This window comes from Pseudomonas sp. Z3-6, assembly GCF_051131985.1.
In the GTDB taxonomy this organism is placed as follows: Bacteria; Pseudomonadota; Gammaproteobacteria; order Pseudomonadales; family Pseudomonadaceae; genus Aquipseudomonas; species Aquipseudomonas zanjanensis.
The window spans coordinates 5,989,772-6,016,167 of record NZ_CP071644.1; the positions used below are offsets into that span (position 1 = coordinate 5,989,772).

Genomic DNA, 26,396 nt, shown 5'->3' on the forward strand with positions numbered 1-26,396 from the left:
TCTACACATTATTCGCTAATGCTCACGGGACGAAATACGAAAAACCTATCGCCCCGGTCGAAAAACCTCTTATTCCTCACTGCGACCACGGAAACCACGGCCCAGCAGGTACTGCTCACGGGAACGATCACGCGATGATTTCGGCTTGCGCGTCGTGACCTTCTCGAACTGCTTGCGCACGCTCTTGTGATATTCGTCGAAGCCTTCACCCTGGAAGACCTTGATCAAAAAATCACCACCTGGCTTCAACACCCGAGTCGCAAGATCCAGTGCCAACTCGCACAGGAACATCGATCGCGGCATATCAACAGATGCCAATCCACTCATATTGGGGGCCATATCGGAAATCACAAGGTCCACCTCGTTTTTTCCAACCGCTTCAAGGATCTGCGCCAGCACGGCGTCCTCGGTAAAGTCGCCCTGAATGAAGGTCACATCCGGGATGCTGTCCATTTCCAGGATATCGGAAGCGATCAGCGTGCCTTGCCCACCAATCAGACGACTGGTCACTTGGGACCAGCCACCCGGAGCGGCGCCCAAGTCGATCACGCTCATGCCTGGACGGATCAAACGGTCTCTTTCCTGAATCTCCAGCAGCTTGTAGCTGGCACGGGAACGATACCCGTCCTTTTGCGCCATTTTCACGAATGGGTCGTTGAAATGCTCTTGCAGCCATTTAAGACTTGTCTTGGAACGGGCCACGGGCCACCTCAAAAATAAAACGGGTCGTGATTAAGTGGGCGGTCCCGGACTTGCTCGGGTAAACTGGCCGCCGCTTTTTACAAGATCAGACGCAGGGGTCAGATTATGCCGCTCACTCAAGAGCAGAAGAAACAATACAAATCCATTGGCCACCATCTGAAACCGGTTTTGACTGTGGCTGACAACGGTTTGACTGAAGGTGTACTCGCCGAACTGGAACGCGCCTTGGGCGATCACGAGCTGATCAAGATCAAGCTCAACATCCTCGATCGCGAAGCCCGCCTGGCTGCCGTTGCCGAACTGTGCAAGACCGGCAAGGCAGACCTGGTGCAGGTCATCGGCAAGATGGCGCTGATTTATCGCAAGAACTTCAGCGTCAACAAGCAACTGTCGAACGTTCACCGCTTCAAGTGATGTCAAAGGGTCAAGGGTGTGCCTCGCACACCCTGCCGCTCCACCCGGGAACCGGCTGCAACACCAGCACCAAACCGGAAAAGCCCAGCACCAGGTAACTGAATACCTGCCACTGGCTCGCATCCGGCCAGCCGAGATGCACCGCAAAGAACATCCCGCACGCATACATCGACATGAGCAGCAACTGCCCACGAATGTCGCGCCATAGACTGGCAAGGCCTTCGGCCTGAACCAGCACCAAAGCCTGAAACATCACGCACGCCGCGGAAAACGCCACCAGCAGCACCGTCAGCATGCCGGCGATTTCATCGATGAGCAGCGGTGCCAGGCCGACTCGACCCAGCACCGGCAGCAAACCAATGTGCAACAACCAGATGCCGCCCACCCACAACATCTGGGTGAGCTGCCAGATCATGGCGCCGGCTCGCAGCGGGCGCCTTCGTTCAGATGTGACGGACTTCGACAATCTCATACTCGATGACGCCACCCGGCGTCTTCACCGCCACCACATCGCCCTCTTCCTTGGCAATCAAGGCGCGAGCAATAGGTGAACCGACGGAAATCTTGCCGAGCTTGATGTCTGCCTCGTCCTCGCCAACGATCTGGTAGGTCACGCTTTCATCGGTCTCGACGTTGGCGATCTCCACCGTGGTGCCAAAAATGACCTTGCCGGTGTGCGGAATCGTCGTGACATCGATGATCACCGCATTCTGCATGCGGCCTTCAATGTCACGGACACGCGCCTCGACCATCCCCTGCTCCTCTCGGGCAGCGTGGTATTCGGCGTTTTCCTTCAGGTCGCCCAGCTCACGCGCTTCACCGATAGCCTGGCTCAAGCGCGGGCGCTCGACCTTGGTCAGGAAAGCGTGTTCTTCTTCCAGGGCCTTCGCGCCCTGAACAGTCATCGGGTACTTGGTTATGCTCATGCCTTCAATCCTGCATGTAGATCCTGCAAGCGACGCACGGTCTTCTCGGGACCGAACTTGAGCGCTTCGCAGATCGCTTCGCCCGCAGCAATGGTCGTGGTGCAGTAGATCTTGTGCTGCAGCGCATTGCGACGAATGGAATAGGAATCGGCGATCGATTGACGACCTTCGGTGGTGTTGATGATCAGCGTGACTTCGTCATTCTTGATCATATCGACCACGTGCGGACGTCCCTCGGTCACCTTGTTCACGCGGCGCACTTTCAGGCCCGCCGCTTCGATCAGCTTGGCAGTACCGGCAGTGGCGACCACTTCGAAGCCCAAGTTGATCAGATCACGGGCTACGCCTGCAACCAGTGGCTTGTCGTCATCACGCACACTGATGAACGCCGTGCCGCCAGTCGGCAACACTTCGCTGGCGCCCATCTGGGCCTTGGCGAAGGCTTCACCGAAGGTATCGCCCACGCCCATCACTTCACCGGTGGACTTCATCTCAGGGCCGAGGATCGGGTCCACGCCAGGGAACTTGGCGAACGGGAACACCGCCTCTTTCACACTGTAGAAGTTCGGGATGATTTCCTTGGTGAAGTTCAGCTCTTTCAGGGTTTTGCCAGCCATGACGCGCGCCGCGATCATCGCCAGGGAAACACCGATGCACTTGGAAACGAACGGCACGGTACGGGAAGCGCGTGGGTTGACTTCGATGACGTAGATATCTTCGCCTTGCAAGGCCAGTTGCACGTTCATCAGGCCGATGACACCCAGTTCCAGGGCCATTTTCTTGACCTGCTCGCGCATCTCGTCCTGGATGTGCGCCGGCAGCGAGTACGGCGGCAGCGAGCAAGCGGAGTCACCGGAGTGAACACCGGCCTGCTCGATGTGCTGCATGATCGCGCCAATCACCACGTCCTTGCCGTCGCTGACCGCATCCACGTCCATTTCGATGGCGCAATTGAGGAAGTGGTCCAACAGCACCGGGCTGTCGTTGGACACCTGGACCGCTTCGCGCAGGTAACGCTTGAGTTCGTCTTCCTGGTAGACGATTTCCATCGCACGACCGCCCAGCACATAGGACGGACGCACCACCAGCGGATAACCGATCTTGGCGGCGGCACGAATCGCTTCGTCTTCGCTGCGCACGGTGGCGTTTGGCGGCTGGCGCAAGTTCAGGCGCTCGACCATCTGCTGGAAGCGCTCACGGTCTTCGGCGCGGTCGATGGCATCCGGGCTGGTACCGATGATCGGCACGCCGGCGGCTTCAAGGGCGCGAGCCAGTTTCAAAGGAGTCTGGCCGCCGTACTGGACGATCACGCCTTTTGGCTTCTCGACGCGGACGATTTCCAGCACGTCTTCCAGGGTCACTGGCTCGAAGTACAGGCGATCAGAGGTGTCGTAGTCGGTGGACACGGTTTCCGGGTTGCAGTTGACCATGATGGTCTCGTAACCGTCGTCGCGCAGGGCCAGTGCCGCGTGTACGCAGCAGTAGTCGAACTCGATGCCCTGGCCGATCCGGTTAGGACCGCCACCCAGGATCATGATCTTGTCCCGGGTCGATGGCGCGGCTTCGCACTCTTCTTCGTACGTGGAGTACAGGTAGGCGGTGTCGGTGGCGAACTCGGCCGCGCAGGTGTCGACGCGCTTGTAGACCGGGAACACTTCCAGCTTGTGCCGATGAGCACGCAGGCTCTTCTCGGTCACACCCAGCAGCTTGGCCAGGCGCATGTCGGAGAAGCCTTTGCGCTTGAGGCGGAACATCGTGTCGCGGTTGATGCTGGACATGCCCAGGGTCTTGACCTTCTCTTCTTCCTTGATCAGATCTTCGATCTGGACCAGGAACCAAGGGTCGATCATGTTCATGCCGAAGATCTGCTCGACAGTCATGCCGGCGCGGAAGGCATCGGCCACGTACCAGATACGCTCGGCACCCGGCACGGTCAGCTCGCGCTTGAGCACGCTCATGCTTTCCGGGTCGTTCAGATCCAGCTTCGGATCGAGACCACAGACACCCACTTCCAGGCCGCGAAGGGCTTTCTGCAGGGATTCCTGGAAGGTCCGGCCGATGGCCATGACTTCACCGACCGACTTCATCTGGGTGGTCAGGCGGGCATCGGCCTTGGCGAACTTCTCGAAGGCGAAGCGTGGCAGCTTGGTGACAACGTAGTCGATGGACGGTTCGAAGGACGCCGGGGTCTTGCCGCCGGTGATGTCGTTCGACAGCTCGTCCAGGGTGTAGCCCACGGCCAGCTTGGCGGCGACCTTGGCGATCGGGAAACCGGTGGCCTTGGAGGCCAGGGCCGACGAACGGGATACCCGCGGGTTCATCTCGATGACCACCATGCGTCCGGTGTTCGGGCAGATGCCGAACTGGACGTTGGAGCCGCCGGTTTCCACGCCGATCTCACGCAGTACCGCCAGGGAGGCGTTACGCAGGATCTGGTATTCCTTGTCGGTCAGGGTCTGGGCCGGTGCAACGGTGATCGAGTCACCGGTGTGCACGCCCATCGGGTCGAAGTTCTCGATGGAGCAGACGATGATGCAGTTGTCCTTTTTGTCGCGGACAACTTCCATTTCGTATTCTTTCCAGCCGATCAGGGATTCGTCGATCAGCAGTTCCTTGGTGGGCGACAAGTCGAGACCACGGGCGCAGATTTCTTCGAATTCTTCACGGTTGTAGGCGATGCCACCACCGGTGCCGCCCATGGTGAAGGACGGACGGATGATGCACGGGAAGCCGAGGCGTTCCAGGACGGCGTTGGCCTCTTCCATGCTGTGGGCGATGCCCGAGCGTGGGCAGTCCAGGCCGATGGACTTCATCGCCTTGTCGAAGCGCGAACGGTCTTCGGCCTTGTCGATGGTGTCGGCATTGGCGCCGATCATTTCCACACCGAATTTTTCCAGGACGCCTTCGCGCTCCAGGTCCAGTGCGCAGTTCAACGCGGTCTGGCCACCCATGGTCGGCAGCAGCGCGTCCGGGCGCTCCTTCTCGATGATCTTGGCGACGGTCTGCCACTTGATCGGCTCGATGTAGGTGGCGTCGGCCATGGCCGGGTCGGTCATGATGGTGGCTGGGTTGGAGTTCACCAGGATGACGCGGTAGCCCTCTTCGCGCAGGGCTTTGCAGGCCTGGGCGCCGGAGTAGTCGAATTCGCAAGCCTGGCCGATCACGATCGGGCCAGCGCCGAGAATCAGGATGCTTTTTATGTCTGTACGTTTTGGCATGGGTTTGTCACTCAAATCCGCAGGTCAGTCGGCTAGGCCGTCGAACAATCTTTGAAGCGCCCGAGGGGGCCACCGTGTTCGGGGCCGCCCTCGGGCTTCGCGCGGTCAGCGTCGCTTGGCCATCTCGTTGATGAAGCGATCGAACAGCGGCGCCACATCGTTCGGGCCCGGGCTCGCTTCAGGGTGGCCCTGGAAGCTGAACGCGCTCTTGTCGGTACGCTCGATACCTTGCAGCGTGCCGTCGAACAGCGATTTGTGGATCGCGCGAACGTTGGCCGGCAGGGTCGCTTCATCCACGGCAAAACCGTGGTTCTGGCTGGTGATCATCACCACGCCGGTGTCCAGGTCTTGGACCGGGTGGTTCGCACCGTGGTGGCCGTGGCCCATTTTCAGGGTCTTGGCGCCCGAAGCGAGGGCCAGCAACTGATGACCGAGGCAGATACCGAATACCGGGATCTCGGTTTCCAGCACGTCCTTGATCGCCTGGATCGCGTAGTCGCAAGGCTCCGGGTCACCCGGGCCGTTGGACAGGAACACGCCGTCGGGCTTGAGGGCCAGGACGTCGGCGGCCGGGGTTTGCGCCGGTACCACGGTGACGCGGCAGCCACGCTCGACCAGCATGCGCAGGATGTTCAGCTTGACGCCGTAGTCGTACGCCACCACGTGGTACGGCAGCTCGGAAGCCTCGATCGTCGCGTGACTGTCGGTCTTCAGGTCCCAGACCGTGGAGCGCCATTCGTATTGTTTCTGGGTGCTGACGACTTTCGCCAGGTCCATGCCCTTGAGGCCAGGGAAACCCTGGGCAGCGGCGATGGCGGCTTCTTCGGAAATGTTGTCGCCGGCCATGATGCAGCCGTTCTGCGCGCCTTTTTCCCGAAGGATGCGGGTCAGGCGGCGGGTGTCGATACCGGCGATCGCCACGACGTTGTTGGCTTTCAGGTAGTCGGACAGGGACATCGTGTTACGCCAGTTGCTCGCTACCAGCGGCAAGTCACGGATGACCAGGCCGGCGGACCAGACACGATCGGACTCGGCGTCTTCCGGCGTGGTGCCGGTGTTGCCGATGTGCGGGTAAGTCAGGGTAACGATTTGCTGGGCGTAGGAAGGATCGGTAAGAATTTCCTGATAGCCGGTCATTGCGGTGTTAAACACCACCTCACCAACGGTCTGACCGTCGGCTCCAATGGCTTCGCCGCGAAAAATGCTGCCATCAGCAAGGGCGAGTATGGCTGGCTTAGTCAAGAAGACCTCCCGTAAATAAAGCCTGAAAGGGCGATCGCAGGTTGTAAAAAAGCGGAGTGACGTATGGACACGTCACCCCGCTTGTTCACTGAATTATTCTGCGCGCTTTTAGTGGACACACTAAAGCTGTAGCTTACAGAAAAAGGCTTTTTTGGTCCACCGCTAATGAGCCTTAAAGGCAGGGGAATGCGACAGGTCGTCGCGAAGCGGTGTAAAACGGGGCTCAGTATAACCTGAACCCCGCCCTTAATGGCATCAACGCAGGTCGAGAACGTCCTGCATGTCGTACAAACCAGGCTCGCGACCATCCAGCCACAGCGCGGCACGTACCGCGCCCTTGGCGAAGGTCATCCGGCTCGACGCCTTGTGGGTGATCTCCAGTCGCTCGCCTTCAGTGGCGAACAGCACGGTGTGGTCGCCCACCACATCGCCACCACGCACCGTGGCGAAACCGATGGTGTCGCGCTCACGGGCACCGGTGTGCCCTTCACGCCCATACACAGCGACCTTCTGCAGATCACGCCCCAGCGCATCGGCAATCACTTCACCCATGCGCAAGGCCGTTCCCGACGGCGCATCGATCTTGTGCCGGTGATGAGCCTCGATGATTTCGATATCGGCATCGTCACCCAACACCCGGGCCGTCAGATCCAGCAGTTTGAGCGACAGGTTCACGCCCACGCTGAAGTTCGCCGCGAATACGATCGGGATGTCCTTGCCGGCATCGGCCAACAATTGCTTCTGCGTCGCATCCAGCCCGGTCGTGCCGATCACCATGGCCTTGCCATGCTTGCGGCAGATCGCCAGGTTTTTCAGCATCACCTCCGGCAGGGTGAAGTCGATGAGCACGTCGAACTCGTCGAGCACCTTCTCCAGGCCGCCGGACATCGGCACGCCGATACGTCCCAACGAGGCCAGCTCGCCAGCATCGGCGCCCACCAGCGTACTGTCGGGCCGAACGATGGCCGCCGTGAGGCCGGAGAGCGGCGAGCGCTGCTGCACCGCCTCGACCAGCGCCTTGCCCATGCGCCCCGCAGCGCCCATCACAGCTATACGTCGCATGCGAACTCCTTACAGGTCGCCGAAGAAGCGCTTCACGCCTTCGAACCAACCGGTGGTTTTCGGTGAGTGGCTGTTGTCATCGGCCAGGGAGTTGCGGAACTCTTCCAACAGTTCACGCTGACGACGCCCCAGGTTGACCGGCGTTTCCACCGCCACGCGACACATCAGGTCGCCTGCACCACCGCCACGCACTGGCGCGACGCCTTTGCCTCGGATCCGGAACTGCTTGCCGGTCTGCGTGCCCTCGGGAATTTTCAGCTTGACGCGACCGTCGAGGGTCGGGATTTCAAGCTCGCCACCCAAGGCCGCATCGACGAAGCTGATCGGCACCTCGCAGAACAAATGCTTGCCGTCACGCTGGAAAATCGCGTGTTCGCGGACGTTGATGACCACGTACAAGTCGCCAGTCGGGCCACCCTGGGCACCCGCCTCGCCTTCGCCGGACAGGCGAATGCGATCACCGGTGTCGACACCGGCCGGCACCTTGACCGACAGCGTCTTGTACTCTTCGACACGCCCTTCTCCATGGCAGGAGTCACACGGATCGGAAATGATCTTGCCTTGGCCATGGCAACGCGGGCAGGTCTGCTGGACCGAGAAGAAGCCCTGCTGCATGCGAACCTGGCCAATGCCGCCGCAGGTCGGGCAGGTCACGGGAGAGGAGCCCTTCTTGGCACCGGAGCCATCACACGGCTTGCAGTTGACCAGTGTCGGCACGCGGATATTGACGGTGGTACCGCGCACCGCTTCTTCCAGATTCAGCTCCAGCGTGTAGCGCAGGTCACTGCCACGCTGGGCGCCACCACGGGCACCGCCGCGACCGCCGCCGAAGAAATCGCTGAACACATCACCGAAAATATCGGAGAAGTTCTGGCCGCCGAAACCGGCACCGCCGCCACCCATGCTCGGGTCGACACCGGCATGCCCGTACTGGTCGTAGGCCGCGCGCTTACTGGAATCGGACAGGACTTCGTAAGCCTCGTTGGCTTCCTTGAACATCTCTTCCGACGCTTTGTCGCCGGGATTACGGTCCGGGTGGTGCTTCATCGCCAAGCGACGATAAGCCTTCTTCAGCTCCGCCTCGCTGGCTCCCCGCTCGACACCCAATACTTCGTAAAAATCACGCTTCGCCATTAGTCTTTGCACTCTTATAGGACGTCCGGCAAACCTCTCCTGAACCTTGCCAAACTCGTTGAGCCCCAATGCAGGCCCGGACCCAACTCACGTCAATTCAACGATCCTGGTCGTAAACTTTCAGCCAGGTACCCGGCCAAAACGCGGCGTCCATCGCCGGAAAGCAGGAGCATTCCCGAACACGCCGTCAGCACCCGAGCTTTGTCGCATGCTGTAAAAAATTCGTTGCCTCCAGACACGCCAACGCGGGAGCAAGCTCCCGCGCGGCGACATCCTACCAGCCACCGCACAAACGCAGTCAACCGGCCGACCAACAAGCGATTACTTGTGGTCTTTCACTTCTTCGAACTCGGCGTCGACGACGTCGTCGGCTTTCTCGGCCGATTCGCCCTGCGCAGCCGCGCCTTCGGCAGGCTGGGCCTGCTCGGCGTACATCTTCTGAGCCACAGGCGCGGAGACCTTCGACAGCTCTTCGATCTTCGCCTCGATGGCCGCCTTGTCGTCGCCTTTCACAGCGGCTTCCAGGGCAACCACGGCCGCTTCGATGGCGGTTTTCTCTTCCGCGGTCACTTTCTCGCCAGCATCGGCGATCATCTTGCGGGTCGAGTGCACCAGGGCATCGCCTTGGTTACGGGCGCTGGCCAGCTCTTCGAACTTGCGGTCTTCCTCGGCGTTGACTTCAGCGTCGCGAACCATCTGCTGAATTTCTTCCTCGGACAGGCCGGAGTTGGCCTTGATCACGATCGACTGGGTCTTGCCGGTGGCCTTGTCTTTCGCACCAACGTGCAGGATGCCGTTGGCGTCGATGTCGAAGGTCACTTCGATTTGCGGCACGCCACGTGGTGCTGGCGGGATCTCGGCCAGGTCGAACTTGCCCAGGGACTTGTTCTGGGCAGCTTGCTTGCGCTCACCTTGCAGCACGTGGATGGTCACGGCGCCCTGGTTGTCGTCGGCCGTCGAGAACACTTGGGATTTCTTGGTAGGAATCGTGGTGTTTTTCTCGATCAGCGCGGTCATCACGCCACCCATGGTTTCGATACCCAGGGTCAGCGGGCTGACGTCGAGCAGCAGAACGTCCTTCACGTCACCGGCCAGAACGGCGCCCTGGATGGCAGCACCCATGGCAACGGCTTCGTCCGGGTTCACGTCCTTGCGGGCTTCTTTGCCGAAGAAGTCGGTCACCAGCTTCTGGACCAGCGGCATACGGGTCTGGCCGCCCACCAGGATCACGTCGTTGATCGAGCCAACGTCGATACCGGCGTCTTTCATGGCAATGCGGCAAGGTTCGATGGTGCGCTGAACCAGGTCTTCCACCAGCGCTTCGAGCTTGGCGCGGGAGATTTTTACGTTCAGGTGCTTAGGACCGGTGGCGTCTGCGGTGATGTACGGCAGGTTCACGTCGGTCGACTGGCTCGAGGACAGTTCGATCTTGGCTTTTTCAGCGGCTTCTTTCAGGCGCTGCATCGCCAGCGGGTCACCCTTGAGGTTCATGCCGCTTTCTTTCTTGAACTCGTCGACGAGGTAGTCGATCAGGCGGATGTCGAAGTCCTCACCACCGAGGAACGTGTCACCGTTGGTTGCCAGTACTTCGAACTGGTGCTCGCCGTCGACTTCAGCGATTTCGATCACGGAAACGTCGAAGGTACCGCCACCCAGGTCGTAAACGATCACGGTGTGATCGCCCTTGGCCTTGTCCATGCCGTAGGCCAGAGCGGCCGCGGTTGGTTCGTTGATGATACGTTTTACGTCCAGGCCCGCGATGCGACCGGCGTCTTTGGTCGCCTGGCGCTGGCTGTCGTTGAAATAGGCAGGAACCGTGATGACCGCCTCGGTCACCGCTTCGCCGAGGTAGTCTTCGGCGGTTTTCTTCATTTTCTTGAGGATCTCGGCCGAGATCTGTGGCGGCGCCATTTTCTGGCCGTTCACTTCAACCCAGGCGTCGCCGTTGTCAGCCTTGGCGATTTTGTAAGGCACCATCTTGATGTCTTTCTGAACGACTTCTTCGTCGAACTTGCGACCGATCAGACGCTTCACCGCGTACAGGGTGTTATGCGGATTGGTCACTGCCTGACGCTTGGCCGACTGGCCAACCAGAATCTCGCCATCATTGGCGTACGCAATGATCGACGGCGTGGTGCGCGCGCCTTCAGCGTTTTCAATAACTTTGGCCTTGCCGTTTTCCAGCACGGAGACGCACGAGTTGGTGGTCCCCAGGTCGATGCCGATAATCTTGCCCATGTTAACTCTCCCGGAACTTGGATTTTGTTGCCGCAGCAGTGGTGGCTAACTGCGGTAGCACTTAAACGCTTGACTTATAGATGGGGCCGCTGCGCCCGATTTCAAGCCTGCTCATCAATAGAAGGCGAAACCGGTGCCGGCGCCTTGCTGACCACGACCATGGCCGGACGCAGCAGGCGGCCGTTGAGCAGGTAGCCTTTCTGGAAAACCTTCAGGACGCTGTTTGGCTCGACGTCAGCACTTTCCTGCATCGCCATGGCCTGGTGATGCTCGGCGTTGAAGGGCTCGCCATGGGGATCCAGGGCTTCGAGCTGATAGCGCTTGAGGGTGTCCTGGAACATTTTCAGGGTCAGCTCGATGCCTTCGCGCATCGGACGGATGTTTTCGTCATCCGGATTGGACAGCTCCAGGCCGCGCTCCAGGCTGTCGATGATCGGCAGCAGGTCGCCGGCGAAACGCTCCAGGGCGAACTTATGGGCCTTTTCTACATCTTGCTCGGCGCGACGGCGGACATTCTGCAGGTCGGCGGCTACACGCAACGCCTGGTCCTGCGCACCGGCCAGTTGCTCCTCGAGCACTTGTACACGTGCCGACAGGTCTTCACCGGAATCCTGGGAAGCCTGATTGGCGTCTAGATTTTGCGTGTCCTGCGTCTGTTCGTCAGCCATAGAGATTTCTCCTTTCAACTTCGTCCGCGAGCTCGACTCGCGCTTCTGCCCCGGTATATGGGGCCGGGTTTTCCAGCTTCAAGGGTCATCTGACGAATTAACCTTACAAAAAGCAGCCGCATAATCATTCCGTGCCGCGCTAAGAAAATCATTTTCCCAAGCAAATCGAGCTAAGCGTGGGCATTGTCAGGCCGAAACAAAACACTGTATAAATAACCAGACCTAAAGCCTGGGAGCGGCCTTATGCTGGTGCACCTGTCCGTACACAACTACGCCATTGTCGAACACCTCGACCTCGAACTTGATCGAGGCATGAGCGTGATCACCGGTGAAACCGGCGCGGGCAAATCGATCATGCTCGACGCCCTGGGCCTGACCCTGGGCGACCGCGCCGACAGTGGCGTGGTGCGCCCCGGAGCGGACAAGGCCGACATCCTGGCGACCTTCGACCTGGTCGATATCCCCGAGGCCAGCGCCTGGCTGGCCGAACGCGACCTGGACACCGATGGCCTGTGCATCCTGCGCCGGGTTATCACCGCCGAAGGCCGCTCCCGAGGCTACATCAACGGCACGCCCTGCCCGCTGGGCGACCTCAAGGCCCTCGGCGAGTTGCTGATCGACATCCACAGTCAGCACGAACATCAATCCCTGCTCAAGACCGACACCCATCGTCGCCTGCTGGATGAATACGCCGGCGCTACCGACCTGGCCCGGCAAGTCCAACTGGCCGCCCAACGTTGGCGCCAGACCCGGCAGGAACTGGATCGCCTCTCCAATTCCGGCGACGAACAGCGCGCCCGTCACCAGCTATTGAGCTACCAGCTCGAAGAACTGGAGAACCTGGCCCTGGGTGAAAATGAACTGGAAGAACTGGAGCAGGAACACAAGAACCTGACCAACGCCGAAACCCTGCTGGGCATCTGTCGCCAGGTGGTCGAGCAATGCAGCGAGAGCGATTCGGGCAACGTGCTCAATGCGCTGACGGCGAGCCTGAACCGGCTGTCCAGCGTGAACAATTCGGTGGGCGCCCTGAGCGAAGCGACCAACCTGCTGACGAGCGCGCAGATCCAGGTCGAGGAAGCCGTTGGGGAACTGAATCGCTTCCTCGATCATTTCGACGCCGACCCGGCACGCCTGCAATACCTGGAAGAGCGCCTGGACACTATTTATACATTGGCGCGCAAACACCGCATCCAGCCGACCGAGGTTGTCGAACTCCAACAGCGGTTGCTGGAAGAACTCGAGACCCTGAACGCCAACGATGAGTCCATCGAGCGCCTCGGGGACGAATTGGCTTCTTATGCCCGTCATTATCAGGAAAAGGCCAAAGAGCTCAGCGAGCTGCGACGCCAAGCCGCGACAGGGCTGGCCAGTGCCGTGGAGCAGGAAATCCAACGCCTGGGCATGCCCGGTGGACGCTTCACCATCGAATTGCGCCCCAACGCCGGCGACGAACTCCAACCCAATGGGCTGGAACAGGTGGAATTGCTGGTCAGCGCCAACCCCGGGCAACCACTCAAGGGCCTGGCCAAAGTCGCCTCCGGCGGTGAATTGTCACGAATCAGCCTGGCCATCCAGGTCATCACCGCGCAGACCTCCCGCGTACCGACGCTAGTGTTCGACGAAGTGGACGTGGGCATCGGTGGCCCGACAGCGGAAATTGTCGGCCAATTGCTCCGCCGATTGGGCGAACGTGGCCAGGTGTTGACCGTCACTCACCTGCCCCAGGTCGCCGCCCAAGGGCACCAGCATTTATTTGTGCACAAGGTGCGTGGCGAGGACGCGACTCGCACCGCCGTGTCGAAGCTCAACAAAAACGAGCGTGTAGAAGAAGTGGCACGAATGCTGGGCGGGATCGACCTCACCAAGGAATCCCTGGCCCACGCGAAAAAAATGGTCGTTACCGCGAAAAACTGAGAACGGCAGAAAGCACGAAGGCGACCCTGGGGTCGCCTTCGTTCGTTTCGCGAACCTTAAGTCCGCGCGACATGCTTACTTTTTCTTGCGTACGTACAGCACAAGATTGTGATCAACCATCTCGAAGCCATACTTGTCGACGATTGCTTTCTGCAGCCGCTCGATTTCTTCGTCGAAGAATTCGATGACTTCACTGGTCTCGACGTTGACCATATGGTCGTGATGCTTGCCGTCGTCCAGTTCGAAGACCGCATGGCCTCCGTCGAAGTTGTGTCGCACCACAAGGCCAGCTGCCTCGAACTGGGTCAGGACACGGTAAACCGTGGCCAGACCGACGTCCTCACCAGCCTCCATCAGCGCCTTGTAGACATCCTCGGCGCTCATGTGGCGTTGCTCGGCGGAATCGAGCATTTGTAGAATCTTGACCCGTGGCAGGGTCACTTTGAGGCCGGCTTTGCGTAGTTCGCTATTTTCAACCATGGTCAGCTTTCTCGCGATGCTGCTTCGCAGCTTCTCTTAATGCGGGTATGATCGGCGTTTACGTTGTCCCAGCCAAGATAGTGGAAGTCGCCCACCGATGCAAAACACCAAGCTCTTGCTAACCAGTTTCACCTTTGTGGGACTGCTCGCACTCGCCGGTTGTTCATTCCCCGGGGTTTACAAAATCGACATCCAGCAGGGCAATGTCGTCACGCAGGACATGATAGACCAGTTACGCCCGGGAATGACCCGCCGGCAAGTACGGTTTATCATGGGTAACCCTCTGCTGACCGACACGTTCCATGCCGATCGCTGGGATTATCTGTACAGCTTGCAGCCAGGCGGCGGTGAGCGCCAGCAGGAACGCATCAGCGTCATCTTCAGCCCTGACGACCAACTTGTCAGCCTGTCGGGCGATTTCATGCCTGGTGTGAGCCGCGACGAGGCCATCATGGGCAAGGACAGCGGCACCACCGTGACCGACCCGGCCCAGAATACCGAACAGCCGAAACCGGAAAAACCGGTCAAGCCAGGTTCGTTGCTGGACCAGATCCAGAAGGACGTGGACAACGTCGAGACCGTACCGGTCCCGACTCCGGAGCCTCTGGATACGTCGCCGCAATAAATCGCGACAAGAAAAAAACCCGGCATGCCGGTTTTTTTCTTGCCTGCGATTCCGGCCAGGTTATTGCTCCGATTGTCGCGCCTGGGCAGCCTTGGCCGCGCGCAGGCGGCGAATTTCCTTCGGATCAGCCAATAAAGGTCGATAAATTTCCAATCGATCGGCCGCTTGCACCGCTTGGTTATCCGGATCGGCAACCACCTTGCCAAAAATCCCCACCGGGCAAGTTGCCAGGTCCAGCTCCGGGAATACGTCGGCAATCCCCGACGCCACCAGCGCTGCGCGAACACTGGTGCCTTCCTGCACCCTGCATGTGCGCAAGACCTGGCGATCCACCGAGGCGTACACCACTTCTATCTCGATCAACGCTTGAGCTCTGCGTTCTGCTTGGCGCGCTGACAGAACGCATCGACCAGCGTATTGGCGGCCTGGTTGAACAGCGGTCCCAAAGTTGCTCGCACCAACGGACCAGCGTAGTCAAATGAAAGGTCCAGGCTGATCTTGCAGGCTTTCTCGCCAAGGGGTTTGAACACCCATACACCATGGAGCTGGTTGAATGGCCCTTCTTCAAGGTTCATTTCGATGGACTGGCCAGGCACCAAGGTATTTCGAGTAACAAAATGCTGACTCAGGCCGCCCTTGGCGACGTTGAGGCTGGCGCGCATATGGGTTTCGGAGCTCTCGAGCACCTCGGCAGACGAGCACCAAGGCAGGAATTCCGGATAACTCGCCACATCATTGACCAAGTCGTAAAGCGCCTGCGCCGGGTAGGGCAGCAAGGCCGAGCGTTGAATATGTGTCGTCATGTAAGCGTCACTTCCACAGCTGGGCGGCAAACACTACGAGAATGCCAATGGGCGCCACATAGCGCATCAAGAACAGGCTCAAGGCGAACAATACAGGACTGCGCAGCGACAACTCATCACGCACGGCTTCACGCCCCATGATCCACCCTGCAAACACCACGAAACACAGACCTCCCAGTGGAAGCATGATCCGAGATGTGAAGAAATCAATCACGCCAAAGAAATCCAGCCCTCCGGTTGCTCCCCACTGGTAGAGACGGAACAGCCCGTCTTCGTTCACGAAAAACTTCGCCTGTTTCCATATATTGAAGGAAAACACCGTGCCCAGGCCCACGAACCAGCAAGTGAAAGCCAGCCAGAACGTGACCCAGGCGCGACTCAAGCGGGTGCGCTCGACCAGATAGGCCACCATGGGCTCAAGCAGAGAGATGGCCGAACTCCAGGCGGCAATCGCCACCAGGACAAAAAACACCACGCCCATGACTTGGCCGAACGCCATGCTACCGAAAGCAAATGGCAGGCTGACGAACATCAGCCCCGGCCCTTCGCTGGGGTTCAGGCCGGCGGCAAACACAATCGGAAACAATGCCACGCCCGCCAGCAGCGACACGAAGGTATCCAGCAGCGCAACACCGACGACAGTCCTGGTCAGCGACGCATTTTTCGGCATGTAGGCGCCGTAGATCATGATCGAACCGACCCCGACACTGAGGGAAAAGAACGCGTGCCCCATGGCCGGTAGCAGGCCATCCATGACTTTTTCCGGCTTGAAGTCGAACATGAAATGCACGCCTTCCATGAAGTGCCCGGTCGTCATGCTGTAGCCCAACAGGACCAGGATCATCACGAAAAGCAAGGGCATCATGATCCGCAGGCTGCGCTCAAGCCCTGCCACCACGCCCCGGGCTATCACCACGGCGGAAAGCACCATGAAAAGTGTGTGCCAAAGCGTGAGTCTCCAAGGGTCGGCGATCACATTGCCGAAGTAAGCGCCGACCTGATCAGGCGTCGCCCCCTGGAAATCGCCTCGCCCCATGTCGATGATGTAGTCCAGCGACCAGCCACCGACCACGCTGTAGAAGGACAAGATCAACAGTGCCGTGATCATCCCGGCGAACGCACCCCAGGACCACTTCGGCGAGTGTCCTGCCTCCACGGCCAACACCTTCAGCGCGTTGGCCGGGCTTTGCCGGGCGCGACGGCCGATCAGTGTCTCCGCCAGCATGACCGGCGCGCCGATCAGGGCGATGCAGGCCAGGAACATCAATACGAAGGCACCGCCACCGTAGACGCCGACCATGTATGGAAACTTCCAGATACTACCCAGCCCCACGGCGGAACCGGTCGCCGCGAATATGAAGACCCAGCGGCTAGCCCAACTGCCGTGGACAGAAACCTTGTCTGTCGACATCGTGATCACGCCCAAGCGTTCAAAAAAGAGGCCGCATTGTCCGGGATTCACTCAACGTGCTCAAGCACGCAGCTTCACCGTAGCCGACACGCACGCAACTGCCTATAATGCCGCCCCTATGGCTAAACAGAAGAAACACCCCACAGGGACCATCGCGCAAAACAAAAAGGCGCGACACGATTACTTCATCGAACAACGTTTCGAGGCTGGCATGGTCCTGGCCGGCTGGGAAGTAAAGAGCTTGCGTGCCGGCAAGGCGCAACTGGTCGACAGTTATGTCTTGCTCAAGGACGGCGAAGCGTGGCTGCTGGGCAGTCATATCACGCCGCTGACCACCGCCAGCACCCATGTCATCGCCGATCCTGTGCGTTCGCGCAAGCTGCTGCTCAACAAGCGCGAGCTGGAAAAGCTCTTCGCCTCCGTGCAGCAGAAGGGCTACACCTGCGTCTGCACGTCGTTGTACTGGAGCAAGCACTTGATCAAGTGCGAAATTGCCTTGGGCAAGGGCAAGAAGGAGTACGACAAGCGCGATACCGAGCGCGAACGCGATGCCGGCCGCGAGCTGCAGCGCGCGGTGCGCAACAAGGGCAAGGAAGACTGATTCTTTCGTCCTTGAGACCGCTTTCGCGAGCAAGCCCGCTCCCACACCAGATCCCGGCAATACACAGATCCTGTGTTCACTGAAGATCCACTGTGGGAGCCGAGCTTGCTCGCGATGACGGTGGTACATGCGACATGTGATGTGTCAGACAGACCGCTTTCGCGAGCAGGCTCGCTCCCACAGGGGGCCACCGGCGCGATTACATCCCTTTACGCCGCTCCGCCCGCGCCACGCGCTGTACTTCCTGACGCACCTCTTCCAAGACTTCCTGCACATACAAGATATGTCGGCTGGAAACTTCCCGCGCCTGTTCGGCATGCCCATCCATAATGGCCTGGTATAACTCCCGATGCTGGCTGATCAGCATGTCGCGGGTCTCACTGCGCTGCTTGTACATGCCGCCGATATTGGTGACGACGTTGCGCTTGAGCAGGTCGAACAAGCCACGAATGGTGTGCAGCAGTACCGCATTATGACTGGCCTCGGCGATCGCCAGATGGAATCGGGCATCCGCCGCGCCCTCCTCCGCCCGACTGACCTCGTCGTGGCGCGAGTAACAATCCTGCAGTTCGTCGAACGCCGCCGTCAGCCGCTCGCGATCCACCTCCGTGGCCCGCAGTGCCGCGTAATAAGCGCAGGAAGCCTCCAGCGTGTGACGGAACTCCAGCAAATCGCGCTGTGCTTCGGGGTTGCTTTCCAACAGTTGCAGCAGCGGATCACTGAACGTCGAGCCCAGCGACTCCACCACATAGTTGCCGCCGCCCTGGCGACTGATCAACAAGCCTTTGGCCGTCAGCTTCTGGATCGCTTCACGCAACGAGGGGCGTGACACACCGAACTGCTCGGCCAGGGTCCGCTCGGCGGGCAGCCGCTCACCCGACTTCAGCGTGCCCTCAAGGATCATGCCTTCAAGCCGCTCGACAATATCGTCAGACAAACGGCGCTGACGAATCTGATCAAACCCCATAACTCAATTCTCCACGATCCCGACGGCTCGCCGGGCTCTCTATTCTGGCCCATCCGGGCCGTGCTCACACCCACCAAAAGCTATTTGTTCGAACGGATCAGATGCCTTCTGCACCGCTTATTCGACGAAAGTTTCAGGGCGGCAAATTGACACACGACAACCAAGGCTTTTACCCTAGCCGACAGCGCTTGTAAATTGGTATTACCAATTACCCAAAATCGCTGACAGTGCCTGACCAACAACAATTAGGGGCCCACCCATCATGCAAACCTGGCAACAGCTCTACAGCCCGCTCGGCAGCCTCGGCTTGTCCGCACTCGCGGCCGTTATTCCCATCGTATTTTTCTTCCTGGCCCTGGCGGTGTTTCGCCTCAAGGGGCATGTGGCCGGCAGCATCACCTTGGCCCTGGCGATTGCCGTGGCGATCTTTGCGTTCAACATGCCCGCAGACATGGCCTTCGCCGCTGCCGGCTATGGCTTTGCCTATGGCCTGTGGCCCATTGCCTGGATCATCGTCGCCGCGGTGTTTCTCTACAAACTGACCGTCAAGAGCGGCCAGTTCGAAGTGATTCGCAGCTCGGTGCTGTCGATTACCGATGACCAACGCCTGCAAGTGCTGTTGATCGGTTTCTGCTTTGGCGCATTCCTGGAAGGTGCCGCGGGCTTCGGTGCACCGGTGGCGATCACTGCCGCCCTGCTGGTCGGCCTGGGCTTCAACCCTTTGTATGCCGCGGGCCTGTGCCTGATCGCCAACACCGCCCCCGTGGCGTTCGGCGCGCTGGGCATCCCGATCATCGTGGCCGGCCAGGTCACCGGGATCGACGCGTTCAAGATCGGCGCCATGACCGGTCGCCAATTGCCCTTGCTGTCGCTGTTCGTGCCGTTCTGGCTGGTATTCATGATGGACGGCCTGCGCGGCGTGCGGGAAACCTGGCCAGCAGCGCTGGTGGCCGGCTTGAGCTTTGCCATCACCCAATATTTCACCTCCAACTTCATCGGCCCGGAACTGCCGGACATCACCTCCGCCCTGGCCAGCCTGATTTCCCTGACGCTGTTCCTGAAAATCTGGCAGCCCAAGCGCACCGCCGGCGCCCAGATTGCCGGCACCACCTCCAGCGCAACGGTCACCGCCAACGCCGGCGGTTTCGGCCAACCGCGCAGCACCGTGGCGTCGCCCTACAGCCTGGGGGAAATCATCAAGGCGTGGTCGCCGTTCCTGATTCTTACCGTGCTGGTGACGATCTGGACCCTCAAGCCGTTCAAGGCCATGTTCGCCGCCGGCGGCTCGATGTACGGCTGGGTGTTCAACTTCGCCATTCCGCACCTGGACCAGATGGTGATCAAGGTCGCACCCATCGTGATCAACCCCACCGCCATCCCGGCCGTGTTCAAGCTGGATCCGATTTCTGCCACCGGCACGGCGATTTTCTTCTCCGCACTGATCTCGATGCTGGTGCTGAAGATCAACCTAAAAACTGGTCTTACCACTTTTAAAGAGACGCTTTTCGAGCTGCGCTGGCCGATCCTGTCCATCGGCATGGTGCTGGCGTTCGCCTTCGTCACCAACTATTCGGGCATGTCGTCGACCATGGCCCTGGTGCTGGCAGGCACGGGCGCGGCGTTCCCGTTCTTCTCGCCGTTCCTGGGTTGGCTGGGCGTGTTCCTGACCGGCTCCGATACCTCATCCAACGCGCTGTTCAGCTCGCTGCAAGCCACCACCGCGCACCAGATCGGCGTCAACGACACCCTGCTCGTCGCGGCCAACACCAGCGGCGGCGTGACCGGCAAGATGATTTCGCCACAATCGATCGCGGTGGCCTGCGCGGCGACCGGGCTGGTGGGCAAGGAATCGGATCTGTTCCGTTTCACCCTCAAACACAGCCTATTCTTTGCAACGATTGTCGGCTTGATCACCTTGGCCCAGGCCTACTGGTTTACCGGCATGCTGGTTCATTGAGTCCTACACGCAATACTGGAAAAACCGACGCCGAACCGTGATTCGGCGTCTGCTATTCACAACCGGGTCTGCAAGGCTGCTGAAAGATTTCCTGGCTATATTCAGCAGCCTCAGCGGACGGATAACCGGGACCACCCGGAGACACGCCTGATGAGCGAGCTTTTCTACAACGCCGTACCGAACGCGACCCGTGTCGCCCCGCCCTTGCCCGAGCCTCGGCAGTACCCCAGCGAGAAACCGCGCCGGGTCTATCTGTTCGGCACATGCGTGGTGGACCTGTTCTATCCCGAAGCCGGAATGGATGCGATTCACCTGCTGGAGCGCGAAGGGATCCGGGTAGACTACCCGCAGGGGCAAAGTTGCTGCGGCCAACCGGCCTACACCTCGGGCTACACCGAGCAGGCGCGGACCGTGGCCCGGGCGCAACTGGCCTTGTTTGCCGAAGACTATCCGGTGGTGGTGCCCTCGGGCTCCTGTGCCGGCATGCTGCGCGAGCATTATGCCGACCTGTTCAAGGACGAGCCGGAAACGCTCAAGCAGGTCCAGGCCCTGGCGGCCCGGACCTATGAACTGGCCGAGTTCCTGCTGTTTGTCTGCAAGGTGCAGCTGAACGACAACGGCGAGCCGGTGAAGGTCGCGCTGCATACGTCCTGCTCGGCACGGCGTGAAATGAATACCCACCTGCACGGCCGCGCGTTGTTGGCGCAGCTGCGCAATGTGGAGCGAGTCGAACACAGCCACGAAAGCGAATGCTGCGGCTTTGGTGGGACCTTTAGCGTTCGCATGCCGGATATTTCCGGCGCGATGGTGGCCGACAAGACCCGAGCGCTGAAGGAATCCGGCGCGCACCAGGTCGTCAGCGCTGACTGCGGCTGTTTGATGAACATCAACGGTGCGCTGGAAAAGCAGCAAGAAGCGTTACGCGGCCAGCATCTGGCGAGTTTCCTCCGCCAGCGCATCGGAGGTGTCGCATGAGCACGCCGACGCTGATCCCGACCGTTGAGGTGCAGGAAGATTTTCGTGCCCGAGCCCATAAGGCCCTGGACGACACGCAACTGCGAAATAACTTTCGCAGTGCGATGGATTCACTGATGACCAAACGGGCAACGTCCTTCAGCGATGCCCACGAAAGAGAACACCTACGAGTGCTGGGCAATGCCGTCCGCGCCCGTGCGTTATCCAAGCTGCCCGACCTGCTCGAGCAACTTGAAACCAACCTGACCCGCAACGGTGTGAACGTGCACTGGGCGGAAACGGTGGACGAAGCCAACGGCATCGTCCTTTCGATCATCCGCGCTCACGAGGCGCGGCAAGTGATCAAGGGCAAATCGATGGTCAGCGAAGAGATGGAGATGAACCATTTCCTCGAGGCTCGGGACATTGAATGTCTCGAATCCGACATGGGGGAATACATCGTCCAACTCGACCACGAGAAGCCTTCACACATCATTATGCCGGCGATCCACAAGAATGCCGGTCAGGTCGCGTCCTTGTTCCACGACAAACTCGGCGTGGAGTACACCAAGGACGTTGACCAACTCATTCAGATCGGCCGCAGGGTCCTGCGGCAGAAGTTCTTCGAGGCCGACGTCGGCGTCTCCGGCGTCAACTTCGCCGTCGCCGAAACCGGCACGCTGCTGCTGGTGGAAAACGAAGGCAACGGGCGGATGTCCACCACCGTGCCACCGGTGCACATTGCCGTGACCGGCATCGAAAAGGTGGTAGAGAACCTGCGGGATGTCGTGCCGCTGCTCTCGCTGCTGACCCGCTCAGCCCTCGGCCAGCCCATCACGACCTACGTCAACATGATCTCCGGGCCACGCAAGGCCGATGAACTGGACGGCCCCCAGGAAGTCCACCTGGTCCTGCTGGACAACGGTCGCAGCCAGGCGTTTGCCGACAGTGAATTGCGCCAGACCCTGAACTGCATTCGCTGTGGCGCTTGTATGAATCATTGCCCGGTGTACACCCGAATCGGCGGTCATGCCTACGGTGAGGTTTACCCGGGGCCTATCGGAAAAATCATCACGCCGCACATGGTCGGCCTGGCCAAGGTGCCCGACCTCCCGAGCGCCTCCTCGCTGTGCGGTGCCTGCGGTGAAGTGTGTCCGGTGAAGATTCCGATCCCGGCCTTGCTGCGGCGGCTGCGGGAAGAAAACGTCAAGGCGCCGGACAGCCCTAACCAAGTGATGCGCGGCCAGGGCAGCAAATACTCGCCCAAGGAACGGTTCATCTGGAATGCCTGGGCCTGGCTCAACAGCTCGCCGCGGCTGTACCGGCTGTTCGGCTTCCTCGCCACGCGCCTGCGCGCCCTGACGCCTCGAAACGTCGGCCCGTGGACCCAGAACCACAGCGCCCCCAAACCCGCCGCCCGCTCATTGCATGACCTGGCCCGTGAACACCTGAACCAGCAGGGAGACCGCCGATGAGCGCCAAGGAAAATATCCTCGCCAAGCTGCGTAAAAGCCTGACGGGCACCACGCCGGTTGCCGACAACTTCGATGTCGAGCTGGTGACGCAAACCTATCGCTATGCGCCCGAGGAACGTATCGCGCAATTGCGCAAGCTGATGGAGGCGGTGCACACCGAAATCCACCTGACCTCCGAAGAAGGCTGGCCGGCCCTGCTCGCACAACTGCTGCGCGACCGTCAGTTGCCGAGCCTGCTCATCGCGCCGACGACCATGCACGGGAAAAAAATCACACAGTTCTGGGCGAACAATCCGGACCTGCCCACCCTCAAGGCCTACGACAGGCCGGTAGAGGAATGGAAAGCCGAACTGTTCAACGACACACCGGCCAGCCTCACAGGGACCCTCGGCGCCATTGCCGCCACCGGCAGTCTGATTCTCTGGCCGACGCGGGAAGAACCGCGCTTGATGAGCCTGGTCCCACCAGTGCATTTCGCCCTGCTCAAGGCCAGCGAGATCCGCGACAACTTCTATGAAGTGCAACACGAATTCGAATGGGCCCAAGGCATGCCCACCAACGCCCTGCTGGTATCGGGCCCGTCGAAAACCGCCGACATCGAACAAGTCCTGGCCTACGGCGCCCATGGTCCGAAGGATCTGGTGGTTTTGATTCTGGAGGACCAATGACCCTTCCGGCCTCTTTCCTACACGACGTTCAACAGCTGATCCCGCAGAAACGCCGTTTCGACGACCCGCTGTCGACCTTGGCCTTCGGCACCGACGCCAGTTTCTATCGGCTGATTCCGAAACTGGTGGTACGCGTCGAATCCGAAGATGAAGTGATTGCCCTGCTGAAACTGGCCCAACGGGACCGGGTCCCGGTCACGTTCCGCGCCGCCGGCACCAGCCTGTCCGGCCAAGCCATCAGCGACTCGGTGCTGATTGTGCTGGGGGATAACTGGAACGGGCGCGAGATTCGCGAACAAGGGACGCAGATCCGTTTGCAGCCCGGGGTGATCGGCGCCCAGGCCAACGCCTGGCTGGCGCCGTTCGGGCGCAAGATCGGCCCGGATCCGGCGTCGATCAACGCCTGCAAGATCGGCGGCATCGTCGCCAACAACGCCAGCGGCATGTGCTGCGGCACGGCGCAGAACACCTATCACACCCTGGCCGGCATCCGCTTGGTCCTGGCCGATGGCACGCGCCTCGACACCGAAGACGACAGCAGCGTGGCGGCTTTTCGTACCAGCCATGGCGAACTGTTGGAGCGCCTGGCCACCCTTGGCCGCGAGACCCGCGCCAATACCGAGCTGGCAGCGCGAATCAGGCATAAATACCGTCTGAAAAATACCACCGGCCTGTCACTCAATGCCCTGGTGGATTTTGACGAGCCTGTGGATATCTTGAGCCACCTGCTGGTGGGCTCCGAAGGCACCCTCGGTTTCATCAGTGCGGTGACCTACAACACCGTCATCGACCATCCGAACAAAGCTTCGGCCCTGATCGTATTCCCGGATGTGGAAACCTGCTGCAACGCCGTCACCGTGCTGAAAAGCCAGCCGGTATCGGCCGTCGAATTGCTGGACCGCCGCAGCCTGCGCTCGGTGCAGGACAAACCGGGCATGCCGGATTTCGTACAGCATCTGTCGATCAATGCCTGCGCCTTGTTGATCGAATCCCGCGCGGCTTCTTCGTCATTACTACAAGAACAACTGGCCCGGATCATGGCCTCCCTGGCCGGTTTCCCTGTGGAAAAACAGGTCGACTTTACCGAAGACCCACGGGAAAACGCCCGGCTCTGGGCGATCCGCAAAGACACCTTCCCCGCCGTGGGCGCGGTCCGCAAAACCGGGACCACGGTCATCATCGAAGACGTGACCTTTCCAGTGGAACAACTGGCCATCGGCGTCAACCGTCTGATTGAGCTGTTCGACAAACATCACTACGACGAAGCGATCCTTTTCGGACACGCGCTGGAAGGCAATCTGCACTTCGTCTTCACCCAAGGCTTCAACAGCGCCGAAGAAGTCGCACGCTACCAGGCGTTCATGGACGACGTGGCGCAGTTGGTGGCAGTGGAATTCGGCGGCTCGCTCAAAGCCGAACACGGCACCGGGCGCAACATGGCGCCGTTCGTCGAGCTGGAATGGGGCAGCGATGCCTACCAATTGATGTGGCAGCTCAAACGCCTGCTCGACCCCAACGGCATTCTCAACCCGGACGTGGTGCTCAGCGAAGATCCGCAAATCCATCTCAAGCACCTCAAACCACTGCCGGCCGCCGATGAAATCGTCGACAAGTGCATCGAGTGCGGTTTTTGCGAACCGGTCTGTCCCTCCAAGGACCTGACCTTGAGCCCGCGCCAGCGCATCGTGATCTGGCGTGATATCCAAGCGAAGAAACGCGCCGGCACCGACACCACCGAACTGGAACGTGCCTACCAATACCAGGGCATCGACACCTGCGCCGCCACGGGGCTGTGTGCACAACGTTGTCCGGTAGGCATCAATACCGGCGAGCTGGTGAAAAAGCTGCGCAGCCGCGACGCGACGCAGACGAAAACTGCCAACTGGATTGAAGGAAATTTCGCCACCACACTGCAAGGCGCGCGCTTCGCCCTGCACGTCGCCAACGGCGCACGCATGCTGCTGGGCGCACCCCGCCTGGCGAAACTGTCGGCCTCGTTGACACGCCTGTCCAAGGGCCAGGTGCCACAGTGGACCCACGCCATGCCCCAGCCGGAAAAGGCCATTCGTTTCAGCCCCGCCGTCTCGGACGAACGTCCGAGAGTCGTTTACCTGGCGGCGTGCGTATCGCGAGTCATGGGCCCGGCGGTGGGAGACAACGAGCAAATGTCGCTGTACGACAAGACTCGCGGCCTACTGGAAAAGGCCGGTTATCAGGTAGTCTTTCCCGACAATGTAGACAGTCTCTGCTGCGGCCAACCCTTTGCGTCCAAAGGCTACACCGAGCAGGCCGAACACAAGCGCCAAGAACTGATCGGCGCCTTGCTGCACGCCAGTCGTGGCGGGCTCGATCCGATCTACTGTGACACCAGCCCTTGCACGCTACGGCTGGTCCAGGACTTGGGTGACGTGCGCCTGGACCTGTATGACCCGGTGCGTTTCATCCGAACTCACTTGATGGACCGTCTCGATTTCACCCCCCAGGAGGCGCCCATCGCGGTGCACATCACTTGCAGTACCCAGCACCTCGGCGAAAGCCAGGCGCTGATCGATCTGGCGCGCCAGTGCAGCAAACAAGTGGTGATTCCGGAAGGTATCCATTGCTGTGGTTTTGCCGGCGACAAGGGCTTTACCACCCCCGAACTCAACGCCCACTCGCTGCGAAGCCTCAAGGACGCGGTTCAATATTGCACCGAGGGCATTTCCACCAGCCGCACGTGCGAGATTGGTCTGACGCATCATGGGGAAATCGACTACCACGGCTTGGTCTATCTGGTTGACCGTGTCACCCGCCCCAAGCCCGCCAACGGTGAAGGCCTTGCGATAGGGCTCGAAGAAAAATCGAATTCCTGCGCTTCGCTGTAGTCACTTGAATAGGCCCGGCTCCGCTGGGCCACCTACTGACTCGGCCCGGCCGCGACTGTCCAGCGGCACC

At 60.2% G+C, this 26,396-nt stretch carries 23 protein-coding genes; 9 read left to right on the forward strand and 14 right to left on the reverse strand.

Annotated features, from left to right (window positions below):
• Nucleotides 1-69 precede the first annotated feature (69 nt).
• Complete coding sequence (gene rlmE / locus J3P88_RS26055) at nucleotides 70-702, reverse strand: 23S rRNA (uridine(2552)-2'-O)-methyltransferase RlmE (protein WP_003177853.1); 633 nt, start codon at nucleotides 700-702, stop codon at nucleotides 70-72.
• Between the two features lie 105 nt (nucleotides 703-807).
• Between rlmE and J3P88_RS26060 the strand changes: the two genes are divergently transcribed.
• Nucleotides 808-1,116, forward strand: a complete 309-nt coding sequence (locus J3P88_RS26060) for a YhbY family RNA-binding protein (RefSeq protein WP_003177852.1) — start codon at nucleotides 808-810, stop codon at nucleotides 1,114-1,116.
• 10 nt (nucleotides 1,117-1,126) lie between these two features.
• On the opposite strand, the gene J3P88_RS26065 is transcribed toward J3P88_RS26060, so the two are convergent.
• The 8 genes from J3P88_RS26065 to grpE form a co-directional block, all read right to left on the reverse strand.
• Complete coding sequence (locus tag J3P88_RS26065) at nucleotides 1,127-1,531, reverse strand: MFS transporter (RefSeq protein WP_186729544.1); 405 nt, start codon at nucleotides 1,529-1,531, stop codon at nucleotides 1,127-1,129.
• Nucleotides 1,532-1,559: 28 nt separating this feature from the next.
• Nucleotides 1,560-2,036 carry a transcription elongation factor GreA gene (greA, locus tag J3P88_RS26070; RefSeq protein ID WP_030139783.1) on the reverse strand — a complete coding sequence of 159 codons (477 nt, stop codon included), beginning with the start codon at nucleotides 2,034-2,036 and terminating at the stop codon, nucleotides 1,560-1,562.
• Nucleotides 2,037-2,038: 2 nt separating this feature from the next.
• Nucleotides 2,039-5,260: a carbamoyl-phosphate synthase large subunit gene (carB, locus tag J3P88_RS26075; RefSeq protein WP_186705982.1), complete on the reverse strand. Its 3,222-nt coding sequence runs from the start codon at nucleotides 5,258-5,260 to the stop codon at nucleotides 2,039-2,041.
• 105 nt (nucleotides 5,261-5,365) lie between these two features.
• Nucleotides 5,366-6,502, reverse strand: a complete 1,137-nt coding sequence (gene carA / locus J3P88_RS26080) for a glutamine-hydrolyzing carbamoyl-phosphate synthase small subunit (protein WP_053118343.1) — start codon at nucleotides 6,500-6,502, stop codon at nucleotides 5,366-5,368.
• Nucleotides 6,503-6,757: 255 nt separating this feature from the next.
• Nucleotides 6,758-7,564: a 4-hydroxy-tetrahydrodipicolinate reductase gene (dapB, locus tag J3P88_RS26085; protein WP_186705981.1), complete on the reverse strand. Its 807-nt coding sequence runs from the start codon at nucleotides 7,562-7,564 to the stop codon at nucleotides 6,758-6,760.
• 9 nt (nucleotides 7,565-7,573) lie between these two features.
• Complete coding sequence (gene dnaJ, locus J3P88_RS26090; protein WP_039592325.1) at nucleotides 7,574-8,698, reverse strand: molecular chaperone DnaJ; 1,125 nt, start codon at nucleotides 8,696-8,698, stop codon at nucleotides 7,574-7,576.
• Between the two features lie 321 nt (nucleotides 8,699-9,019).
• The gene (gene dnaK / locus J3P88_RS26095) at nucleotides 9,020-10,936 is read right to left on the reverse strand and encodes a molecular chaperone DnaK (protein WP_014336568.1); all 1,917 of its coding nucleotides are present in this window, start codon (nucleotides 10,934-10,936) and stop codon (nucleotides 9,020-9,022) included.
• Between the two features lie 101 nt (nucleotides 10,937-11,037).
• Nucleotides 11,038-11,604, reverse strand: a complete 567-nt coding sequence (gene grpE, locus J3P88_RS26100; protein WP_186705980.1) for a nucleotide exchange factor GrpE — start codon at nucleotides 11,602-11,604, stop codon at nucleotides 11,038-11,040.
• A 243-nt stretch (nucleotides 11,605-11,847) separates the two neighbouring features.
• Between grpE and recN the strand changes: the two genes are divergently transcribed.
• Nucleotides 11,848-13,521 carry a DNA repair protein RecN gene (gene recN, locus J3P88_RS26105; RefSeq protein ID WP_434572416.1) on the forward strand — a complete coding sequence of 558 codons (1,674 nt, stop codon included), beginning with the start codon at nucleotides 11,848-11,850 and terminating at the stop codon, nucleotides 13,519-13,521.
• Nucleotides 13,522-13,596: 75 nt separating this feature from the next.
• On the opposite strand, the gene fur is transcribed toward recN, so the two are convergent.
• Nucleotides 13,597-14,001 carry a ferric iron uptake transcriptional regulator gene (fur, locus tag J3P88_RS26110; protein ID WP_003197684.1) on the reverse strand — a complete coding sequence of 135 codons (405 nt, stop codon included), beginning with the start codon at nucleotides 13,999-14,001 and terminating at the stop codon, nucleotides 13,597-13,599.
• Nucleotides 14,002-14,098: 97 nt separating this feature from the next.
• On the opposite strand from fur, the gene J3P88_RS26115 reads away from it, so the two are divergent.
• Nucleotides 14,099-14,626 carry an outer membrane protein assembly factor BamE gene (locus J3P88_RS26115; protein ID WP_186729525.1) on the forward strand — a complete coding sequence of 176 codons (528 nt, stop codon included), beginning with the start codon at nucleotides 14,099-14,101 and terminating at the stop codon, nucleotides 14,624-14,626.
• A 60-nt stretch (nucleotides 14,627-14,686) separates the two neighbouring features.
• Here the strand turns inward: J3P88_RS26115 and J3P88_RS26120 are convergent, their stop codons facing one another.
• From J3P88_RS26120 to J3P88_RS26130, 3 genes are read right to left on the reverse strand one after another with little or no spacing between them, the layout of a single operon-like run.
• Nucleotides 14,687-14,989 (reverse strand): RnfH family protein, encoded by a 303-nt coding sequence (locus tag J3P88_RS26120; RefSeq protein WP_434572420.1) that lies wholly within the window; start codon nucleotides 14,987-14,989, stop codon nucleotides 14,687-14,689.
• Nucleotides 14,986-15,429, reverse strand: coding sequence for a type II toxin-antitoxin system RatA family toxin (locus tag J3P88_RS26125; protein ID WP_186705977.1), 444 nt, complete (start codon nucleotides 15,427-15,429; stop codon nucleotides 14,986-14,988). The genes J3P88_RS26120 and J3P88_RS26125 overlap by 4 nt, the downstream gene beginning before the upstream one ends.
• Nucleotides 15,430-15,436: 7 nt before the next feature.
• Complete coding sequence (locus J3P88_RS26130; RefSeq protein WP_434572422.1) at nucleotides 15,437-16,840, reverse strand: sodium-dependent transporter; 1,404 nt, start codon at nucleotides 16,838-16,840, stop codon at nucleotides 15,437-15,439.
• A 118-nt stretch (nucleotides 16,841-16,958) separates the two neighbouring features.
• Between J3P88_RS26130 and smpB the strand changes: the two genes are divergently transcribed.
• Nucleotides 16,959-17,441: an SsrA-binding protein SmpB gene (smpB, locus tag J3P88_RS26135; RefSeq protein WP_042730880.1), complete on the forward strand. Its 483-nt coding sequence runs from the start codon at nucleotides 16,959-16,961 to the stop codon at nucleotides 17,439-17,441.
• Nucleotides 17,442-17,640: 199 nt separating this feature from the next.
• Here the strand turns inward: smpB and J3P88_RS26140 are convergent, their stop codons facing one another.
• Nucleotides 17,641-18,408 carry an FCD domain-containing protein gene (locus tag J3P88_RS26140; RefSeq protein WP_186705975.1) on the reverse strand — a complete coding sequence of 256 codons (768 nt, stop codon included), beginning with the start codon at nucleotides 18,406-18,408 and terminating at the stop codon, nucleotides 17,641-17,643.
• A 262-nt stretch (nucleotides 18,409-18,670) separates the two neighbouring features.
• Between J3P88_RS26140 and J3P88_RS26145 the strand changes: the two genes are divergently transcribed.
• The 5 genes from J3P88_RS26145 (at nucleotide 18,671) to J3P88_RS26165 (ending at nucleotide 26,326) form a co-directional block, all read left to right on the forward strand.
• Nucleotides 18,671-20,365 (forward strand): lactate permease LctP family transporter, encoded by a 1,695-nt coding sequence (locus J3P88_RS26145; protein WP_434572424.1) that lies wholly within the window; start codon nucleotides 18,671-18,673, stop codon nucleotides 20,363-20,365.
• A 150-nt stretch (nucleotides 20,366-20,515) separates the two neighbouring features.
• Nucleotides 20,516-21,340: a (Fe-S)-binding protein gene (locus J3P88_RS26150; protein WP_250964014.1), complete on the forward strand. Its 825-nt coding sequence runs from the start codon at nucleotides 20,516-20,518 to the stop codon at nucleotides 21,338-21,340.
• Nucleotides 21,337-22,794, forward strand: coding sequence for a LutB/LldF family L-lactate oxidation iron-sulfur protein (locus tag J3P88_RS26155; RefSeq protein WP_434572427.1), 1,458 nt, complete (start codon nucleotides 21,337-21,339; stop codon nucleotides 22,792-22,794). The genes J3P88_RS26150 and J3P88_RS26155 overlap by 4 nt, the downstream gene beginning before the upstream one ends.
• Nucleotides 22,791-23,462: a LutC/YkgG family protein gene (locus J3P88_RS26160; protein ID WP_434572428.1), complete on the forward strand. Its 672-nt coding sequence runs from the start codon at nucleotides 22,791-22,793 to the stop codon at nucleotides 23,460-23,462. Before J3P88_RS26155 ends, J3P88_RS26160 begins: the two co-directional genes overlap by 4 nt.
• Complete coding sequence (locus tag J3P88_RS26165) at nucleotides 23,459-26,326, forward strand: FAD-binding and (Fe-S)-binding domain-containing protein (protein ID WP_434572430.1); 2,868 nt, start codon at nucleotides 23,459-23,461, stop codon at nucleotides 26,324-26,326. The genes J3P88_RS26160 and J3P88_RS26165 overlap by 4 nt, the downstream gene beginning before the upstream one ends.
• Nucleotides 26,327-26,396 lie beyond the last annotated feature (70 nt).

Bases quoted from the DNA above. Each gene is read 5' to 3' on its own strand.
- J3P88_RS26115 (WP_186729525.1), top strand. From the start codon at position 14,099: ATGCAAAACACCAAGCTCTTGCTAACCAGTTTCACCTTTGTGGGACTG.
- J3P88_RS26140 (WP_186705975.1), bottom strand. From the start codon at position 18,408: ATGGGGTTTGATCAGATTCGTCAGCGCCGTTTGTCTGACGATATTGTC.
- grpE (WP_186705980.1), bottom strand. From the start codon at position 11,604: ATGGCTGACGAACAGACGCAGGACACGCAAAATCTAGACGCCAATCAG.
- J3P88_RS26130 (WP_434572422.1), bottom strand. From the start codon at position 16,840: ATGTCGACAGACAAGGTTTCTGTCCACGGCAGTTGGGCTAGCCGCTGG.
- carB (WP_186705982.1), bottom strand. From the start codon at position 5,260: ATGCCAAAACGTACAGACATAAAAAGCATCCTGATTCTCGGCGCTGGC.
- J3P88_RS26150 (WP_250964014.1), top strand. From the start codon at position 20,516: ATGAGCGAGCTTTTCTACAACGCCGTACCGAACGCGACCCGTGTCGCC.
- J3P88_RS26145 (WP_434572424.1), top strand. From the start codon at position 18,671: ATGCAAACCTGGCAACAGCTCTACAGCCCGCTCGGCAGCCTCGGCTTG.
- dapB (WP_186705981.1), bottom strand. From the start codon at position 7,564: ATGCGACGTATAGCTGTGATGGGCGCTGCGGGGCGCATGGGCAAGGCG.
- fur (WP_003197684.1), bottom strand. From the start codon at position 14,001: ATGGTTGAAAATAGCGAACTACGCAAAGCCGGCCTCAAAGTGACCCTG.
- recN (WP_434572416.1), top strand. From the start codon at position 11,848: ATGCTGGTGCACCTGTCCGTACACAACTACGCCATTGTCGAACACCTC.
- J3P88_RS26160 (WP_434572428.1), top strand. From the start codon at position 22,791: ATGAGCGCCAAGGAAAATATCCTCGCCAAGCTGCGTAAAAGCCTGACG.
- J3P88_RS26065 (WP_186729544.1), bottom strand. From the start codon at position 1,531: ATGATCTGGCAGCTCACCCAGATGTTGTGGGTGGGCGGCATCTGGTTG.
- J3P88_RS26155 (WP_434572427.1), top strand. From the start codon at position 21,337: ATGAGCACGCCGACGCTGATCCCGACCGTTGAGGTGCAGGAAGATTTT.
- dnaK (WP_014336568.1), bottom strand. From the start codon at position 10,936: ATGGGCAAGATTATCGGCATCGACCTGGGGACCACCAACTCGTGCGTC.
- dnaJ (WP_039592325.1), bottom strand. From the start codon at position 8,698: ATGGCGAAGCGTGATTTTTACGAAGTATTGGGTGTCGAGCGGGGAGCC.
- J3P88_RS26060 (WP_003177852.1), top strand. From the start codon at position 808: ATGCCGCTCACTCAAGAGCAGAAGAAACAATACAAATCCATTGGCCAC.
- smpB (WP_042730880.1), top strand. From the start codon at position 16,959: ATGGCTAAACAGAAGAAACACCCCACAGGGACCATCGCGCAAAACAAA.
- J3P88_RS26165 (WP_434572430.1), top strand. From the start codon at position 23,459: ATGACCCTTCCGGCCTCTTTCCTACACGACGTTCAACAGCTGATCCCG.
- J3P88_RS26125 (WP_186705977.1), bottom strand. From the start codon at position 15,429: ATGACGACACATATTCAACGCTCGGCCTTGCTGCCCTACCCGGCGCAG.